Below are 17,417 nucleotides of genomic sequence, written 5' to 3'. Positions count from 1 at the left end.
TCGTTCCACGTTGAGAAGGTTCTTTCGGGCTATGCGCATTGGTGTGCTCACGTCCGGTGGCGACTGCCCCGGCCTGAACGCCGTCATCCGGTCCGTCGTGCACCGCGCCGTGGCCGACCACGGTGACGAGGTCATCGGCTTCCGGGACGGCTGGAAGGGCCTCCTGGAGTGCGACTACCTCAAGCTCGACCTCGACGCGGTGAGCGGCATCCTCGCTCGCGGCGGCACGATCCTCGGTTCCTCCCGGGTCCAGCCCTCCCATCTGCGGGACGGCGTGGCGCGGGCCAGAGAGCATGTCGAGGAGCTCGGTCTCGACGCGATCATCCCGATCGGCGGCGAGGGCACGCTCAAGGCGGCCAAGCTGATGTACGACGCCGGCCTGCCGATCGTCGGCGTCCCGAAGACCATCGACAACGACATCGCTGTCACCGACGTGACCTTCGGCTTCGACACGGCCGTCGGTGTCGCCACGGAGGCGCTGGACCGGCTGAAGACCACCGCCGAGTCCCATCAGCGCGTGCTGGTCGTGGAGGTCATGGGCCGCCACACCGGCTGGATCGCGCTGCACTCCGGCATGGCGGCCGGCGCGCACGCCATCGTCGTACCGGAACGGCCCTTCGACATCGAGGAGTTGGCCGCGCGGGTCGGCGAGCGGTTCGAGGCGGGCAAGCGCTTCGCGATAGTGGTCGCCGCCGAGGGGGCCAAGCCCAAGGCCGGGTCCATGGACTTCGACGAGGGCAAGAAGGACGTCTACGGGCACGAGCGCTTCGCGGGGATCGCCCGGCAGCTCTCCATCGAGCTGGAGGAACGGCTCGGCAAGGAGGCCCGGCCGGTGATCCTCGGGCATGTGCAGCGCGGGGGTACGCCCACCGCGTACGACCGGGTGCTGGCGACCCGGTTCGGCTGGCATGCGGTGGAGGCCGTGCACCGGGGCGAGTTCGGGAAGATGACGGCGCTTCGGGGGACGGACATCGTGATGGTGTCGCTGGCCGAGGCGGTCGAGACGCTGAAGACGGTTCCCGCGGAACGGTACGACGAGGCGGAGTGCGTGCTCTGACCCTGCTGTTCGGACCACCCTCACCCCGGTCACAGAGGTGGCCGGGGTGAGTCATACCCTGGTCCGGACAGACTTGCACAACCCCCTCGAATCAGGAGCCGTTGGATGGGACACAGCGGACACGGCATGACCATGGATCTGCCGCCGTTCACGCTGGGGCGGGGGCTCGCGTGGTCCGCCGACCCGTTCTTCCTGGTCGCCTGTCTGGCAGGGCTCGGGCTGTACGCGTGGGGTGTCGTGCGGCTGCACAGGCGCGGGGACGCCTGGCCCGTGGGGCGGACCATCTCGTACGTCATCGGGGTGCTCACCATCATGCTGGTGATGTGCACCGGGCTGAACGACTACGGCATGGTGATGTTCAGCGTCCACATGGTGCAGCACATGATCATCAGCATGCTGTCGCCGATCCTTATCCTGCTGGGCGCCCCCGTCACGCTCGCCCTGCGCGCGCTGCCGACCACCGGCAAGGGCCGCAAGGGGCCGCGCGAGCTGCTGTTGATGCTGCTGCACAGCCGGTACATGCGGATCATCACGCACCCGGCGTTCACCATCCCGCTGTTCATCGCGAGCCTGTACGCGCTGTACTTCACGCCGCTGTTCGACTTCCTGATGGGGTCGAAGACGGGGCACATCGCGATGATGGTGCACTTCCTGGCGGTGGGCATCGTCTTCTTCTGGCCGATCATCGGCGTGGACCCGGGCCCGCAGCGGCCGGGCTATCTGATGCGGATGCTGGAGCTGTTCGCGGGCATGCCGTTCCACGCGTTCTTCGGCATCGCGCTGATGATGGCGTCGGAGCCGATGGTGTCGACGTTCAAGAACCCGTCCGCCTCGCTCGGCATCGACGCGCTCTCCGACCAGACCGCGGCCGGCGGTATCGCCTGGGCGTTCAGCGAGGTGCCGTCCGTCCTGGTGCTGCTCGCCCTGCTGTTCCAGTGGTACCGCTCCGAACAGCGTCAGGCCCGGCGCTCGGACCGCGCCGCCGACCGTGACGGCGACAAGGAACTCGAGGCATACAACGCCTATTTGGCCTCATTGAACGCACGCGGGCGTTGAAGCCTTCGTCTTCCTGAGGCATTCAGTAGCATGAAGCGCATTGGGGGGAACCGCCAGGGGGAGCGGTAATGACAAAGCGCGCACTCATGTTAATTCGGAGGATCGCCGTCCTATTGGTCTGCGTACTGGTAATCGGCAGTTGTGACACCGGTACGCCTCTGACCACAGTGAAAGCAGTGGCCGCGGGAGTGCCTTCTCTCGCGCCCTTCTTCGACGAGGACAGCGGTCTCGGCAAGGACGCCACGGTCCGCTCGCAGGCCGTGCACGGCAGCCTGCAACAAGGGGACACGCCTGGGCTGTACGGCGGGACGCGGGAGCCGACGCTCTGTGACGTCGCCAAGCTGACGGCGTTTCTCACGGATCCCGGGAACAAACAGAAGGCTCAGGCATGGGCAACCGCGCTCGACCTCACCACCGCCGGGATTCCGGATTATCTGGACCGGCTCACACCGGTTCTCCTGCGTCACGACACGCTCGTGAAGAACCACGACTACAAAAAGGGAAAGGCTGTTCCCTTCAATTCGCTGCTCCAGGCGGGAATCGCCATTCTCGTGGACGAGCAGGGGCTGCCGGCCGTGAAGTGCTCGTGCGGAAATCCGCTGCGGCCCTTCGAGGGTGACACCGACCGGATCTCGGTCACGTTCGACGACGGCAACAAGAAGTGGCAGGGATACGAGCGTTCGTCCGTGGTGGCGGTACGGCCCGCGCCCCGGAAGATGGCGAAGCTCGCCCTCGTCGACATCGACGACCCCGACACGGGCCTCAGCCGGCCGGTCGGCACGACGGGCAAAGCCGACTCGACGTTCGACACCCGCGAGCTGCGCGCGGTGCCCGTCCTCGCCGGGACGACCTTCGGTGAGGCGAGCCGGCGACTGGCCGACCAGGGGCTCGCGACGGGATACGGCGGCAAGCAGGCGCCGACCGCCGACGCGCGCGTGACGGCGTCGGATCCGCCCGCTGGGACGGAGTTGCGGTTCGGGCAGTACGTGACGCTCACGGCCGTCGGCGGGAGCGCGTCGGACAGCGGCACGTCCGGCAGCGGTACGTCCGGCAGCGGCAGCGGCACGTCAGGCGGAGGCTCGACGCCTCCCCCGCCGCCGTCGGTCTCCGACCCGTCGTCCAAGACGCCACCGTCGTTGCCGTCGCCGTCGGGCAGTGGCACCGGCCCGCCGTCGAGCGGTCCGTCCACGTCGAGCCCGCCGCCGAGTTCGAAGGCGCCGGACAGCGCTCCGCCGACGACGACCGTGGCACCACCACCGGACCCGCCGAATCCGCCGCCGCCCAGCGACCCGGTGACCAGCAGCGCACCGCCGCCACCGCCGAGCGATCCGCCGCCGAGCGACCCGGTCACCACCAGCGCGCCCGGCACGAGCGAACCCGCGTCGTCGGAGCCCGGTTCGAGCACGAGCGCCTAGCGCACCGCAGACCCCGGGGGGAGTCACCGGATGCCTTCAGGATCGTCGACGTCGGGAGTGGGCCGGGTCATCGCCGGCCGCTATCTGCTGCTCAACCAGGTGGGCGGCGGGGGCATGGGCCATGTGTGGCTCGCGCACGACCAGAGACTCGCCTGCGAGGTGGCGCTGAAGGAGATCGTGTTCCGGGATCAGGACCCGGCCGGCGAGGAACGGGAGTCCCGGGTGGCCCGCGCCCGCGCGGAGGCCCGGCACGCGGCCGGACTGCGGGGCCATCCGAACGTGCTGACGGTGCACGACGTGCTGGAGCACGAGGGACTGCCGTGGATCGTCATGGAGTACGTGGCGGGCGCCGTGGACCTGCGTGACCTGGTCGACCGGCGGGGCCCGCTCGCACCGGCGGAGGCCGCCCGCGTCGGGCTCGCCGTGCTGGACGCGCTGACCGCCGGGCACGAGCGGGGCGTCATGCACCGGGACGTGAAACCGGCGAACATCCTGCTCGCGCCGGACCGCGGCGGAGCGCCGTACGGCCGGGTGCTGCTCACCGACTACGGCATCTCGGTACGGCCCGAGGGCGGCGAGACGCGGTACACGATGGCGTCCGTGCTGGTGGGGACCTCGGGCTATCTGGCCCCCGAACGGGCCACGGGCGGGCCGCCGACCGCGGCCGCGGACCTGTTCTCGCTGGGCTGCACGCTCTATCACGCCGTCGAGGGCCAGGGGCCCTTCGAGCGGGAGTCGCATCTGGCCCAGGTGACCGCGGTGGTCATGGAGGAGCCGCGGCCCGCCGTGCGCGCCGGCGCGCTGGGTCCCGTACTGGCCGCTCTGCTCGCGAAGGATCCGGCGGAGCGGTTGTCCGCGGCGGAGGCGGAGACGGCGCTGTCGGAGATCGTCACGCCACAGGCCGAGCCGTACGCCCGTACCCAGACGGATCTCGGCTCGCAGCCGCCCTGGGCGGGCGTCGCCCCGCCCCCTCCCCCGCCCGCACCCGGCGCGCAGGGCTTCGGGCCGGCCCTCGCGTCCCCCTTGGTGCCCGCGGCCGGGTCACCGCCCGCCCGGCACCGCCGCGAGGTCTCGCGCGTCCTGCGTGCCGGCATCGCCGTCTCGCTCGGCCTGGTGCTGGCCCTGGGCGGGGTCTGGTACGCCATGGCGCACCGGTCGTCCACCGAGGACACGACGGCGTCGGCGCCGCCGTACGGCTCGGGCGTGGGGCTGGCGAAGCCGCTGAAGGACGGCGACTGCGTGCTCGCCGACTGGCCCGGGGCCCGCTTCCAGGGCACGCCCCGGCTGCGGCTGGACGCGGGCTGTGTCGGGGGCGCGCCCGACGGGCAGGTGACGGCCTTCGCGCCGGCGGGGTCCGCCGACGAGGCCCGGCAGACCGGTGCGGCCCGCTGCGAGGAGCGGACGCGGGAGTTCCGGGAGAAGCTCGCGGACGTCCGTGCGGTAGCGGTGGTGCCGAGCGCGGCCGGGTTCCAGGCGGCCGGGCGCCGTACGGCCTGTCTGGTGCTCGGCGCGCACGGGCCGGTCTACGGCCCGCTCGGCGCGCACCGCAAGCTCGGCTCGTCCTTCACCGACACGGCGAACATGCAGCGCCGGGACTGTCTGCGGACCCGGACCAATCGGGACGCCCAGCTGGTCGCCTGCACCGGCGCGCACGACGAGCAGGTGCTCGGTTTCACCCGGCTCGGCTCCGACGTCACCCTGACGGAGGCCCGTACGGAATCGGACGCGGCCTGCGCGAAGGACGTGCCGCCCGGGGACTACGGCTTCGATCCGTCCGTCTACACGGCGGGGTCCTGGACCAGCGAGGGGCCATGGAAATCGGGCACACATTTGGTCGTGTGCACCGTCCGGAGGCAGAACGGGGGCACCATGGAGGGGAACGAACCATGAGGAGGGTGTCGCGATGCCCGGTTCTACGGACGGCTCTACCAAGACGATGGGGGTGCTCACCGTCGGAGGTCTCGTCGCGGTGACGGCCTACACGGTGGCGCTCGGCAGCAACGGCTGGCTGTGGTTCGGCTGGGTCGTGCTGGGGTTGCTCACACTGGGGATGGTGGCCACGCGCAGCGCCTGAGGGGTACTCGGGACGGCGGCTGTCCTCGGCGCCCGATCCTCACTCGGTGGTCAGGCGCCCCGCCGAGTGGACTCCGGGCTGGTACTTGGGCAGCCGTGCCGTGACCTTCATGCCGGCGCCGACCGCCGTCTCGATGACGAGCCCGTACTCGTCGCCGTAGACCTGGCGGAGCCGGTCGTCGACGTTGGAGAGACCGATGCCGCCGGAGGGGCTGACCTCGCCGGCGAGGATGCGGCGCAGCAGGACGGGGTCCATGCCGACGCCGTCGTCCTCGATGACGACGAGCGCCTCGGCACCGGTGTCCTGCGCGGTGATGGTGATGTGGCTCTTGCCGCCCGCGGTCACCGTCTTGCCCTCAAGGCCGTGCTTGACCGCGTTCTCCACCAGCGGCTGGAGGCAGAGGAAGGGCAGGGCGACCGGCAGCACCTCGGGGGCGATCTGGAGGGTGACGGAGAGGCGGTCGCCGAAGCGTGCCCGCACCAGCGCCAAGTAGTGGTCGATGGCGTGGAGTTCCTCGGCGAGGGTGGTGAAGTCGCCGTGCCTGCGGAACGAGTAGCGGGTGAAGTCGGCGAATTCGAGGAGGAGTTCGCGGGCCCGCTCGGGGTCGGTGCGGACGAACGAGGCGATCACCGCGAGCGAGTTGAAGATGAAGTGCGGGGAGATCTGGGCGCGAAGTGCCTTGATCTCGGCCTCGATCAGCCGGGTGCGGGACTGGTCCAGATCGGCCAACTCAAGCTGGACGCTGACCCAGCGGGCGACCTCGCCGGCCGCCCGGACCAGGACCGCCGACTCGCGCGGGGCGCAGGCCACGAGCGCGCCGTGCACCCGGTCGTCGACGGTCAGCGGGGCGACGACCGCCCAGCGGACCGGGCAGTCCGCGGTCTCGCAGGCGAGGGGGAAGGCCTCGCCGCGGCCGGTCTCCAGGGCGTCGGCGAGCCGGTCCATGATCTCGGTGCGGTGGTGGGCGCCGACCCCGTCCCAGACCAGGACCTCCTTCTGGTCGGTGAGGCACAGCGCGTCCGTGCCGAGCAGCGAGCGCAGTCTGCGGGCCGACTTGCGGGCCGTCTCCTCGGTCAGCCCCGCCCGCAGCGGGGGCGCGGCGAGGGAGGCGGTGTGCAGGGTCTGGAAGGTGGCGTGCTCGACCGGGGTGCCGAGTCCGCCGAGGTTCTGCGGGCGTGCCGTGCGCCGCCCGAACCAGAACCCGGCGGCCAGCAGGGGCAGTACGGCCACGCACAGGCCGGCCAGGAAACCACTCATGCCTTCACCTCCGCGCGCAGTTCCTCCGGCAGATGGAAGCGGGCCAGGATCGCCGCCGTCCCGGTCGGCACCCGCCCCGGGGTGGCGAGCGACACCAGCACCATGGTGAGGAAGCCCAGCGGCACCGACCAGAGGGCGGGCCAGGCGAGCAGCGCGTGCAGGGGGCCGGTGCCGGGGAAGCCCGCCATGGTGGCGGCCACGGCGACGAACGCGCCGCCCCCGCCGATCACCATGCCGGCGGCGGCGCCCGGCGGGGTCAGCCGGCGCCACCAGATGCCGAGGACGAGCAGCGGGCAGAAGGACGACGCGGAGACGGCGAAGGCAAGGCCGACGGCGTCGGCCACCGGCAGCCCGCCGACCAGGACGCTCGCGGCCAGCGGCACGGCCATGGCGAGCACGGTGCCCAGCCTGAAGTGCCGTACGCCGCGGGCCGGCAGGACGTCCTGGGTGAGCACGCCCGCGACGGCCATGGTCAGCCCGGAGGCCGTGGACAGGAACGCGGCGAACGCCCCGCCCGCCACCAGCGCGCCGAGCAGATCGCCGCCGGCGCCGCCGATCATCCGGTCGGGCAGCAGCAGGACGGCGGCGTCCGCGTCTCCGGTGAGGCCGAGTTCGGGGGTGTAGATGCGGCCCAGGGCGCCGTAGACCGGCGGCAGCAGGTAGAACGCGCCGATCAGGCCGAGGACGGCCACCGTGGTGCGGCGGGCGGCGACTCCGTGCGGGCTGGTGTAGAAGCGGACGACCACGTGCGGCAGACCCATCGTGCCGAGGAAGGTGGCGAGGATCAGTCCGTACGTGGCGTACAGCGGGCGTTCCTCGCGGCTGGCCTCCAGCGAGGTGGACATGCCGTTGCTGCTGCCCCGGTCGGCGGCGGGGACGGTGGAACCCTTGGCGAAGGTCAGGCGGGTGCCGTGCTCGATGTGGTGCGTGCCGGCGGCCAGTCGGACCCTCTGGTCGTCGTGGGTGCGGCCGTCCACCCTGCCGTCGACCGTGACGGTGAGCGGTCGGTCGAGGGTGAGGTCGAGGCTGTCGTCGACGGTCACCACACGTTGTTCGCGGAAGGTGGCGGGTTCCTCGAAGGCGTGCCGGGGCGAGCCGTCGCCCTGCCAGGCGAGGGTCAGGAAGAGGGCGGGCACCAGCAGGGCGGTGAGCTTGAGCCAGTACTGGAAGGCCTGCACGAAGGTGATGCTGCGCATGCCGCCGGCGGCGACGGTCGCGACCACGACGACGGCGACGATCCCGCCGCCCAGCAGGTCCGGAGCGCCCGTCAGCACCGCCAACGTCAGCCCGGCGCCCTGGAGTTGGGGCAGCAGATAGAGCCAGCCGACGCCGACGACGAAGGCGCCCGCAAGCCGGCGCACGTTCTGCGAGGCGAGCCGGGCCTCGGCGAAGTCGGGCAGGGTGTAGGCGCCGGAACGGCGCAGCGGGGCGGCGACGAAGAGGAGCAGGACCAGGTATCCGGCGGTGTAGCCGACGGGGTACCAGAGCATGTCGGGGCCCTGGACCAGGACCAGGCCGGCGATGCCCAGGAAGGAGGCGGCGGAGAGGTATTCGCCGCTGATGGCGGCCGCGTTGAGGCGGGGGCCGACGGTGCGGGAGGCGACGTAGAAGTCGGAGGTGGTGCGGGAGATGCGCAGGCCGAAGGCGCCGACCAGGACGGTCGCGACGACGACGAGGGCGACGGCGGTGACGGCGTAGCTGGAGTTCACCGGTGGATCGGTCCTCGGGCGGTACGGTCCCCGGTCCGGGTCGGTCGGGTGCTCATCGGTCCTCGACCAGGCGCACGAAGTCCCGTTCGTTGCGCTCGGCGCGGCGGACATACCACAGAGCGAGCAGGACGAGCGGGGCGTAGAGACAGAAGCCGAGGACGGCCCATTCGAGGCGGTGGGCGTCGGGCATGGCCGCGAAGACCAGGGGCAGCGGACCGATCAGGAGTCCGAGGACGGCGAACACGGCGAGGGCGGCGCGCAGTTGGGTGCGCATGAGGGAGCGGACGTAGGTGTGGCCGAGGGTGGTCTGCTCGTCGATCTCGGTGCGGGGGCGGTAGTAGCCGGTGGTGCGCCGGACGCGGCGGGGCGGGCCGGTGACGGCGACGCGGCGTTCGGCGGGGTCCTGGTTCGGCACTGTCACGGCCTCCTCATGAGCAGGTCGCGCAGTTCGCGCGCATGGCGGCGGCTGACCTGGAGCTCCTCGGCGCCCACCAGGACGCTCACCGTGCCCGCGTCCAGGCGGAGTTCGCCGACGTGGCGCAGGGCGACGAGGTGGCGGCGGTGGATGCGGACGAAGCCGCGCAGCCGCCAGCGCTCCTCCAGGGTGGACAGCGGGATCCGTACGAGATGGCTGCCCCGGTCGGTGTGCAGGCGGGCGTAGTCGCCCTGGGCCTCGACGTGGGTGATGTCGTCGACGGCCACGAAGCGGGTCACCCCGCCGAGTTCGACGGGTATGTGGTCGGGGTCGGGCTCGTGCACGGGGATGCGCGGGGAGCTGCCGGTGAGTTCGGCGGCCCGGCGGATCGCCTCCGCGAGCCGTTCCTTGCGGACCGGCTTGAGCACGTAGTCGACGGCCTTGAGGTCGAAGGCCTGGACGGCGAAGTCCTCGTGGGCGGTGACGAACACGACCAGCGGCGGCTTCGCGAACCCGGTGAGCAGCCGGGCCAGGTCGAGGCCGTCCAGACCGGGCATGTGGATGTCGAGGAAGACGACGTCGATCGCCGCGGCCCCGCCGGGCCCTGACTCCAGGGCGCGGTTGAGCCGGCGCAGCGCCTCGGTCGCGTCGCCCGCGCCCTCCGCGCTGCCAATGCGCGGATCCGCGTGCAGGAGATAGAGCAGCTCCTCCAGGGAGGGGCGTTCGTCGTCGACGGCGAGGGCGCGCAGCATGAACCCGGAGTGTAGGTGGAATCCGTACGCCTGGACATGTGCCGGGCGTGCACGTTCCCGCTGGATACAGTGCGGGCATGAACAGCAGGCCCGCGCCGTTCGACGAGCTCGACCGGAAGATCATCAACGCCCTGATGGCGAACTCCAGGACCAGCTTCGCCGAGATCGGCTCCGAGGTCGGGTTGTCCTCGACGGCGGTGAAGCGGCGGGTGGACCGGCTGCGCGAGACCGGGGTGATCACCGCGTTCACGGCGACGGTGGAGCCGTCGGCGCTGGGCTGGCTGACGGAGGCGTACGTCGAGGTGTACTGCGAGGGCGCGGCCCCGCCCCGGCGGCTCGCGGAGGTGGTCCGCAACCATCCGGAGATCACCGCGGCGATGACGGTGACGGGCGGCGCGGACGCGCTGCTGCACGTGCGGGCGCGGGACGTCGAGCACTTCGAGGGGGTGCTGGAGCGGATCCGCGCGGAGCCGTTCGTGCGGAAGACGATCAGCGTGATGGTGCTGTCCCATCTCATCCCGGAAAGCCCCGAAGCGGGCGCGACCCACCCCGCTCCCGAATAAACATCCGAGTGCGCAGCGTTGCTGCGTCGAGGGTCTCAAAGACGCATTGTTCCTGCGCAGACACGCAACTTTCATTCCTTGTCGCGCGGCTCTGTCAGTTCTTACCTTGGTGTCAACCCTCAGTCGTCATCAAGGAAGCGGAGGAACCCCTCTGTGTCCGACTCCCGTGTGCCGCGCCGGCGGCGCTTCCTCGTCTGTGAACCCAGACATTTCGCCGTGCAGTACGCGATCAATCCCTGGATGCGTCCCGACGCCCAGGTCGATGTCGACCTGGCCCGGGAACAGTGGCAGGCGCTGATGAGCGCCTACCGGGCCCACGGCCACGACGTCGACGTCGTGGAGCCGGTGCTCGGCCTGCCCGACATGGTCTTCGCCGCGAACTCGGCGGTCGTGGTGGACGGCCGGGTCTTCGGTTCCCTCTTCCACGCGCCCGAGCGGCGCGGGGAGTCCACGCACTACGACACCTGGTTCAAGTCGGCGGGCTTCGACGTGCACCGCCCCGAGTCCGTCTGCGAGGGCGAGGGCGACCTCGTCTGGACGGGCCGGTACCTGTTGGCCGGCACCGGCTTCCGCACCACCCGCGAGGCCCACCGCGAGGTGCAGGAGTTCTTCGGCCACCCGGTGATCAGCCTGACCCTGGTGGACCCGCGCTTCTACCACCTGGACACGGCGCTGTTCGTGCTGGACGACGGGGCCGCGAACAACATCGCGTACTACCCGGAGGCGTTCTCGCCCGGCAGCCGCGAGGTGCTGGCGCGGCTGTACCCGGACGCCGTGCTCGCCACGGCCGAGGACGCGATGGCGTTCGGCCTGAACTCCGTCTCCGACGGCCGCCATGTCTTCATCGCCCCGCAGGCCGAGGCCCTCGCCGCCGCGCTCACCGACCGCGGCTATGTCCCCGTACCCGTCGACCTGTCCGAGTTCCGCAAGGCCGGCGGCGGCATCAAGTGCTGCACTCAGGAGATCCGTTCATGACCACCACCGCAGACGTGCCCGCCCCCGCCCGTACCTCCGCCGACCTGATCCGCGCCGAGGAGCCGGTCCTCGCGCACAACTACCACCCGCTGCCCGTGGTCGTCGCCCGCGCCGAGGGCACCTGGGTCGAGGACGTCGAGGGCAAGCGCTACCTCGACATGCTGGCCGGCTACTCGGCCCTCAACTTCGGCCACCGCCACCCCGCGTTGATCGAGGCGGCCCACCGCCAGCTGGACCGGCTGACCCTCACCTCACGCGCCTTCCACAACGACAAGCTGGCCGAATTCGCCGAGCGGCTGGCCGAGTTGACCGGCCTCGACATGGTGCTGCCGATGAACACGGGCGCCGAGGCGGTCGAGTCCGGCATCAAGGTGGCCCGCAAGTGGGCGTACGAGGTGAAGGGCGTCCCCGCCGACCGGGCCACGATCGTGGTCGCCGCGGAGAACTTCCACGGCCGTACGACGACGATCGTCAGCTTCTCCACGGACGAGACCGCGCGGGCGGGCTTCGGCCCGTTCACGCCCGGCTTCCGGATCGTGCCGTACAACGACCTGGCGGCCCTGGAGGCGGCGGTCGACGAGACGACGGCGGCCGTGCTCCTGGAGCCGATCCAGGGCGAGGCCGGCGTGATCATCCCGGACGCGGGCTACCTGACCGGCGTCCGCGAACTGACCCGTCGCAAGGGCTGCCTGTTCATCGCCGACGAGATCCAGTCGGGCCTCGGGCGCACCGGGCGGACCCTGGCTGTCGAGCACGAGTCGGTCGTCCCCGACGTACTGCTCCTCGGCAAGGCACTGGGCGGCGGCATCGTGCCGGTGTCCGCGGTGGTGGCCGGGCGGGACGTGCTCGGGGTGCTGCGGCCGGGCGAGCACGGTTCGACGTTCGGCGGCAACCCGCTGGCGGCCGCGGTCGGCACGGCGGTGGTCGAGCTGCTGGAGACGGGCGAGTTCCAGCGGCGGGCCTCGGATCTCGGCGTGCTGCTGCGGGACGGTCTGGCCGGGCTCGTCGGCAAGGGCGTCGTCGGCTTCCGCGCGCGCGGGCTGTGGGCGGGCGTCGACATCGACCCGGCGATCGGCACCGGGCGCGAGGTCAGCGCCCGGCTGATGCGGGAGGGGATCCTGGTCAAGGACACCCACGGCTCGACGATCCGGCTCGCCCCGCCGCTGACCATCACCGGCGAGGAGCTGGAGTCGGCGCTGGGGACGCTGGCGAAGGTGCTGGCCGAGGGGGCGTGACCCCAAGGGGCGACGGCTTCCTCCGTCGCCCCACCCGTACCTCCCCGCCCCGTGTCCCCACCCTCATGTTCCTTCCCGAGACCCGTCCGATGCCGTGAAGGGTGAAGATGGGGACAGGTGGTGGTAGACCACTCTCAGCGACAGAGAGGTCGGCCTTGGGCACTCATGAGGAGCATGACGTGGACCGGCGCCGGTTCGACGTGGCCGATGCCGCTCCCTTGCTGCTCGATGCCCGGGGCGTGGTGACCAGCTGGACGCGAGGGGCCCAGCGACTGCTGGCCTACACGGCGGGCGAGGTGGTCGGCACCGCGGTCACCGGACTGCTGGCCGCCGGGGACGCGGCGCGGGTGCCCGAGCTGGCCGATAGGTGCCGCCGGGACGGCGGCTGGGTGGGGCTGCTGACCGCGCTGCGCAAGGACGGCCGGCCGGTCCGGGTCATGGTGCGCATCACTCCTGCGGTGGAACCGGGCGGCACGGACCACTGGCTGGTGCTGGTGTCGGACCTGTCCGGGGCGCCCGGCTGGGACATGAGCCGCAGTGTGCTCGAACAGATGGTCACCCGCTCGCCGGTCGGCATAGCGATCGTGGACGCCAACCTGCGCTTCGTGTGGTCGAACGCGGCCCTGGAGCAGTTCGGCGGCGGACCGGCCGGACACCGCCTCGGCCGGCGCCTCGCGGAGATCCAGCCGGGGCTGAACGCCGAGGGCATCGAGACGCAGATGCGCCACGTACTGGTGTCCGGCGAGCCGGTGGTCGGCTACGAGCACGTGGGCCAGGTGCGGGCGGCCCCGCACCGCGAGACCGCGCACATGATGTCGTTCACCCGGCTGGAGGACGACCGCGGACACCCGATGGGCGTCTACTACACCGTCGTCGACATCACCGAGCGGCACCGCGCCCGCCAGCGCCTCGCGCTGCTCGACCGGGCCGGCGAGCACATCGGCCGCACCCTGGACATCGAGCGCACCGCCCAGGAACTGGCCGACGTCGCCGTGCCGGACTTCGCCGACTACGTGACCGTCGACCTGCTGGAGTCGGTGCTGCGGGGCGCGGAACCCGCCCCGGGCCCGGTCGCCGTCACGGAGCAGGTGCCGCTGCGCCGGGCCGGCCACCAGTCGGTGAACGCCGGTGTGCCGGAGGCCGTCGTCGGGATCGGCGACGTGGCCGCCTACCTCCCCACCTCGCCGCTGGTGCGCGCGCTGGCCTCGGGCCGGGCCTGGCGCGAGGAGCGGCTCGACCCGCTCGCCAAGGAGTGGGCCACCCACATCCCGGGCGGCCGGGAGGCCACCTTCCTGGAGCTGGGCCTGCACAGTGTGCTGATCGTGCCGATCCGCGCCCGTGGCGTCACCCTCGGCGTCACCACCTTCTTCCGGCGCGGCCGCCAGGAGCCCTTCGACGCGGACGACCTGAGCCTCGCCGAGGACCTGGTCTCCCGGGCCGCCGTCTGCGTCGACAACGCCCGCCGCTACACGCGCGAGCGCGACGCCGCCCTGGTGCTCCAGCGCAGCCTCCTCCCCCGCCGTCTCCCCGAGCAGGACGCGGTCGAGGTGGCCGCCTGCTACCGGCCCGCCGACGAGCTGACCGGCCTCGGCGGCGACTGGTACGACCTGATCCCGCTGTCCGGCGCGCGCGTAGCGCTCGTCGTCGGCGAAGTACCCGGGCACGGGATCGACGCCGCCGCCGGCATGGGCCGGCTGCGCACCGCCGTACGCACCCTGGCCGCCCTCGAACTGCCGCCCGAGGAGGTGCTGGCCCACCTCGACGACCTGGTCGGGCGGTCGGCCCGCGAGGAGGGCGGCGAACCGGGCGCGCGCGGGGCCGACGGCATGGTGCGGATCGTGGGGTCGGGATGCGTCTACGTCGTCTACGACCCCGTCGACGGCCAGTGCTCGATGGCCGCCGCGGGCCATCCGGCGCCGGCGGTCGTGATGCCCGACGGGACCGTCAGCTTCGTGGACCTCCCGCAGGGGGCGCCCCTCGGTGCCGGCGGGCCGCCCTTCGAGTCGGTCGAGCTGGCCCTCGCCGAGGGCAGCGTGCTCGCGCTGCACACCGACGGACTGCTGGCCCGCGGGGAGGACTGGGCCGTCGACGCGGACCGCGACCGGCTGCGCGGGGCCCTGGAGCGGGTCGCGTCCTCGCTCGACCTGCGCTGCCGGGCGGTGGTCGACGCGCTGGTCCCGGACCGGCCGCACGACGACGTGGCCCTGCTGCTGGCCCGCACCCGGCTGCTCGGCGAGGACCAGGTCGCCGACTGGGACCTGCCCGGCGACCCGGCCGTCGTCGCCGACGCCCGCAAGGCGGCCGCCCGGCAGCTGACCGCGTGGGGCCTGGAGGAGCTGGCCTTCACCACGGAACTGGTGGTCAGCGAACTGGTCACCAACGCGATCCGGTACGCCACCGGACCCATCCGGCTGCGCCTGATCAAGGACCGCGCCCTGATCTGCGAGGTCTCCGACGGCGGCGCCACCGCACCCCATCTGCGCCACCCGCGCACCACGGACGAGGGGGGCCGCGGACTGCTCCTGGTCTCCCAGTTCACCCAGCGCTGGGGCACCCGCTTCGTACCGGAGGGCAAGGTCATCTGGGCCGAGCAGTCCCTGACGGAACCTCCCGGCTGACGCACGAACTCGGAACATATGCCGCATGCCATGGGAAAATGGTGTGATCCTGGCGGTGAGGCGGCGGTCATGACGATTACGGCGATCGACTACGCGGGAGTGTTCCAGGCGCTGCCCGGGATGGTGGCGCTGCTGACGCCCGACCTGGACTACGCGGACGCCAACGAGGAGTACCTGCGAGTGAGCGGACGCACCCGCGAGCAGGTCGTCGGCCGCCATCTCTTCGACGTCTTCCCGGACAATCCCGGCAACCAGGCGGCCTCCGGCATGCGCAACCTGGCCGCCTCGCTGGAGCGGGTGCGGGAGACCGGCGAGCGGGACGCCATGGCCCTGCAACGCTACGACGTCGAGGATCCCGAGCGGCCCGGCGTATGGGAGGAGCGCTACTGGAGTCCGGTCAACGTGCCCGTGCTCGGCCCGGACGGCAAGGTGACGCTGCTGGTGCACCGGGTCGAGGAGGTCACCGAACTGATCAAGGCGCGCGGCGGCCCGACCGGCGGCCGGACCCGGGTACTGGAGGCCGAGCTGTACACGCGCGCCCGGGAACTCCAGGAGCTCAACGAACGCCTCAGGCAGGCGCACGCCCGCGAGCGCGAGGTGGCCCTCGCCCTCCAGGAGGCGATGCTCCCGGCCCGCCGCCAGGTCGGCCACCACCGCGCCGCCGTGCGCTACCGCCCCGCGGTCGGCGCGCTGAACGTGTGCGGGGACTGGTACGACCTCGTCGACCTGGTGGGCGGCCACCGCATCGGCGTGGCGGTCGGCGACGTGGTCGGGCACGGGCTCGCGGCGGCCGGGGTCATGGGCCAGCTGCGCAGCGCCCTGAGCGCGGCCTCCCGGGTGGCCGCGGGGCCGGCCGAGGCGCTGAGCGTCCTGGGCCGCTACGCCCATGTCGTCGACGGCGCGGAATCGGCCACCGCCGTCACGACGTTCATCGACTTCGACGCCCGCACCATCACCTACAGCAGTGCCGGCCATCCCCCGCCGGTCCTGGTCCACGCCGACGGCCGCGCGGAGTTCCTCGACCGGGCCACCGACCCTCCGTTGGACGCCCGCCCCGTCCCGGTCCCCAGACCCGAGTTCCGCACGACGTACACCGAGGGAGCGACCCTGGTCCTGTACACCGACGGCCTGATCGAGCGCAGACACGAGGACATCGACACCGGCCTGACCCGCCTCGCCGACGCCCTGACCCGCCACCGCACGGCCGACCCCGAGACCCTCGCCGACGCGGTCCTCCTCGAACTCCTCCCGCCCGGGGGCGCCACCGACGACACGGCCCTCGTCATCGTGCGGCTGTGAACAGGTGGCGTACGACGGTGATCAAGTACCCTGCGCCCGGCCGCAGTTGGGTGCGATCGGGACACAACTGTCGGCCGTGTTCCGGCAACCCCCGCCTGCACCTACACTGACAAGCCCACGACACGCCGGTTGACCTGCTGGAACGCGGGGACCCGCCGAGCCGCCGGAGTGAGGAGCAACCCCTTTGTTCTACTACGTACTCAAATACGTGTTGTTGGGACCTCTGTTGAGAGTGTTCTTCCGGCCTCGGACCGAGGGCCTGGAGAACGTTCCGGCGACGGGTGCCGCGATCATCGCCGGCAACCACCTGTCCTTCGCGGACCACTTCCTGATGCCGGCGATCCTCAAGCGGCGCATCACCTTCCTCGCGAAGAAGGAGTACTTCACCGGTCCCGGCATCAAGGGCCGGCTCACCGCGACCTTCTTCCGCAGCGCGGGCCAGATCCCGGTCGACCGCACCGGCAAGGAGGCGGGTCAGGCGGCGATCCGCGAGGGCCTGGGCGTATTGAGCAAGGACGAACTCCTCGGCATCTACCCGGAGGGCACCCGCTCGCACGACGGCCGCCTCTACAAGGGCAAGGTGGGCGTCGCGGTCATGGCGCTGAAGGCCCAGGTCCCGGTCATCCCCTGCGCGATGATCGGCACCTTCGAGGCCCAGCCGCCCGGCAAGGTCATCCCGAACATCCACCCCGTGACCATCCGCTTCGGCAAGCCCCTCGACTTCTCCCGCTACGCCGGCATGGAGAACGAGAAGGCGATCCTGCGCGCGATCACCGACGAGATCATGTACGCCATCCTGACACTGTCCGAGCAGGAGTACGTCGACCAGTACGCGGCGGTCGCCAAGGCGGAGCAGGCGGAGGCGGCGGGCGTCGCGGAGAAGGAACGCCGGTTCCGCCGGATGCCGTTGGGCTAGGGCGGGTCGCTCGGCCCCGCCGGGCCGGGGCGAGTTGACGAAGGGGCGGCCGGAGTGATCCGGCCGCCCCTTCGAA

The 17,417-nt window shown here is 71.8% G+C and carries 15 protein-coding genes; 11 read left to right on the top strand and 4 right to left on the bottom strand.

Going from position 1 to position 17,417, the window contains the following annotated elements:
- Positions 1 to 31 precede the first annotated feature (31 nt).
- The 5 genes from ACWD5F_RS32405 to ACWD5F_RS32385 all read left to right on the top strand — a co-directional run bounded on the left by ACWD5F_RS32405 (position 32) and on the right by ACWD5F_RS32385 (position 5,602).
- Positions 32 to 1,057 carry a 6-phosphofructokinase gene (locus tag ACWD5F_RS32405; protein WP_124000633.1) on the top strand — a complete coding sequence of 342 codons (1,026 nt, stop codon included), beginning with the start codon at positions 32 to 34 and terminating at the stop codon, positions 1,055 to 1,057.
- A gap of 105 nt (positions 1,058 to 1,162) precedes the next feature.
- On the top strand, positions 1,163 to 2,113 hold the full coding sequence (locus ACWD5F_RS32400) for a cytochrome c oxidase assembly protein (RefSeq protein ID WP_401725967.1): 951 nt from the start codon (positions 1,163 to 1,165) through the stop codon (positions 2,111 to 2,113).
- Between the two features lie 176 nt (positions 2,114 to 2,289).
- The gene (locus ACWD5F_RS32395; RefSeq protein ID WP_451259819.1) at positions 2,290 to 3,528 is read left to right on the top strand and encodes a DUF6777 domain-containing protein; all 1,239 of its coding nucleotides are present in this window, start codon (positions 2,290 to 2,292) and stop codon (positions 3,526 to 3,528) included.
- 30 nt (positions 3,529 to 3,558) lie between these two features.
- The gene (locus ACWD5F_RS32390) at positions 3,559 to 5,418 is read left to right on the top strand and encodes a protein kinase domain-containing protein (RefSeq protein ID WP_451259817.1); all 1,860 of its coding nucleotides are present in this window, start codon (positions 3,559 to 3,561) and stop codon (positions 5,416 to 5,418) included.
- 13 nt (positions 5,419 to 5,431) lie between these two features.
- Positions 5,432 to 5,602: a hypothetical protein gene (locus ACWD5F_RS32385; RefSeq protein WP_124000629.1), complete on the top strand. Its 171-nt coding sequence runs from the start codon at positions 5,432 to 5,434 to the stop codon at positions 5,600 to 5,602.
- Positions 5,603 to 5,641: 39 nt separating this feature from the next.
- Here the strand turns inward: ACWD5F_RS32385 and ACWD5F_RS32380 are convergent, their stop codons facing one another.
- Genes ACWD5F_RS32380 through ACWD5F_RS32365 form a run of 4 tightly spaced genes read right to left on the bottom strand, consistent with a single transcriptional unit; the run spans position 5,642 to position 9,735 of the window.
- Positions 5,642 to 6,859, bottom strand: coding sequence for a sensor histidine kinase (locus tag ACWD5F_RS32380; RefSeq protein ID WP_451259814.1), 1,218 nt, complete (start codon positions 6,857 to 6,859; stop codon positions 5,642 to 5,644).
- Entirely contained in the window at positions 6,856 to 8,568 is a 1,713-nt protein-coding gene (locus tag ACWD5F_RS32375) for a sodium/solute symporter (protein ID WP_451259812.1), read from the bottom strand. Before ACWD5F_RS32375 ends, ACWD5F_RS32380 begins: the two co-directional genes overlap by 4 nt.
- Positions 8,569 to 8,620: 52 nt before the next feature.
- Positions 8,621 to 8,983 (bottom strand): hypothetical protein, encoded by a 363-nt coding sequence (locus ACWD5F_RS32370; protein WP_401726188.1) that lies wholly within the window; start codon positions 8,981 to 8,983, stop codon positions 8,621 to 8,623.
- 2 nt (positions 8,984 to 8,985) lie between these two features.
- Complete coding sequence (locus ACWD5F_RS32365) at positions 8,986 to 9,735, bottom strand: LytR/AlgR family response regulator transcription factor (RefSeq protein ID WP_401725957.1); 750 nt, start codon at positions 9,733 to 9,735, stop codon at positions 8,986 to 8,988.
- Positions 9,736 to 9,812: 77 nt separating this feature from the next.
- On the opposite strand from ACWD5F_RS32365, the gene ACWD5F_RS32360 reads away from it, so the two are divergent.
- The 6 genes from ACWD5F_RS32360 (at position 9,813) to ACWD5F_RS32335 (ending at position 17,341) form a co-directional block, all read left to right on the top strand.
- Positions 9,813 to 10,298 (top strand): Lrp/AsnC family transcriptional regulator, encoded by a 486-nt coding sequence (locus ACWD5F_RS32360; RefSeq protein ID WP_450355635.1) that lies wholly within the window; start codon positions 9,813 to 9,815, stop codon positions 10,296 to 10,298.
- Positions 10,299 to 10,451: 153 nt separating this feature from the next.
- The gene (gene ddaH / locus ACWD5F_RS32355) at positions 10,452 to 11,273 is read left to right on the top strand and encodes a dimethylargininase (RefSeq protein WP_401725953.1); all 822 of its coding nucleotides are present in this window, start codon (positions 10,452 to 10,454) and stop codon (positions 11,271 to 11,273) included.
- A complete protein-coding gene (gene rocD / locus ACWD5F_RS32350; RefSeq protein ID WP_451259809.1) occupies positions 11,270 to 12,508 on the top strand; it encodes an ornithine--oxo-acid transaminase in 1,239 nt (412 codons plus the stop codon). The genes ddaH and rocD overlap by 4 nt, the downstream gene beginning before the upstream one ends.
- Positions 12,509 to 12,663: 155 nt before the next feature.
- Positions 12,664 to 15,126 (top strand): SpoIIE family protein phosphatase, encoded by a 2,463-nt coding sequence (locus tag ACWD5F_RS32345; protein ID WP_451259807.1) that lies wholly within the window; start codon positions 12,664 to 12,666, stop codon positions 15,124 to 15,126.
- A gap of 69 nt (positions 15,127 to 15,195) precedes the next feature.
- Positions 15,196 to 16,425: a PP2C family protein-serine/threonine phosphatase gene (locus ACWD5F_RS32340; protein WP_451259805.1), complete on the top strand. Its 1,230-nt coding sequence runs from the start codon at positions 15,196 to 15,198 to the stop codon at positions 16,423 to 16,425.
- A 184-nt stretch (positions 16,426 to 16,609) separates the two neighbouring features.
- A complete protein-coding gene (locus ACWD5F_RS32335; RefSeq protein WP_451259803.1) occupies positions 16,610 to 17,341 on the top strand; it encodes a lysophospholipid acyltransferase family protein in 732 nt (243 codons plus the stop codon).
- Positions 17,342 to 17,417: the final 76 nt, after the last annotated feature.

It is taken from the genome of Streptomyces sp. NPDC002499 (assembly GCF_053595415.1).
This window is presented reverse-complemented; position numbering and strand designations above follow the sequence as displayed.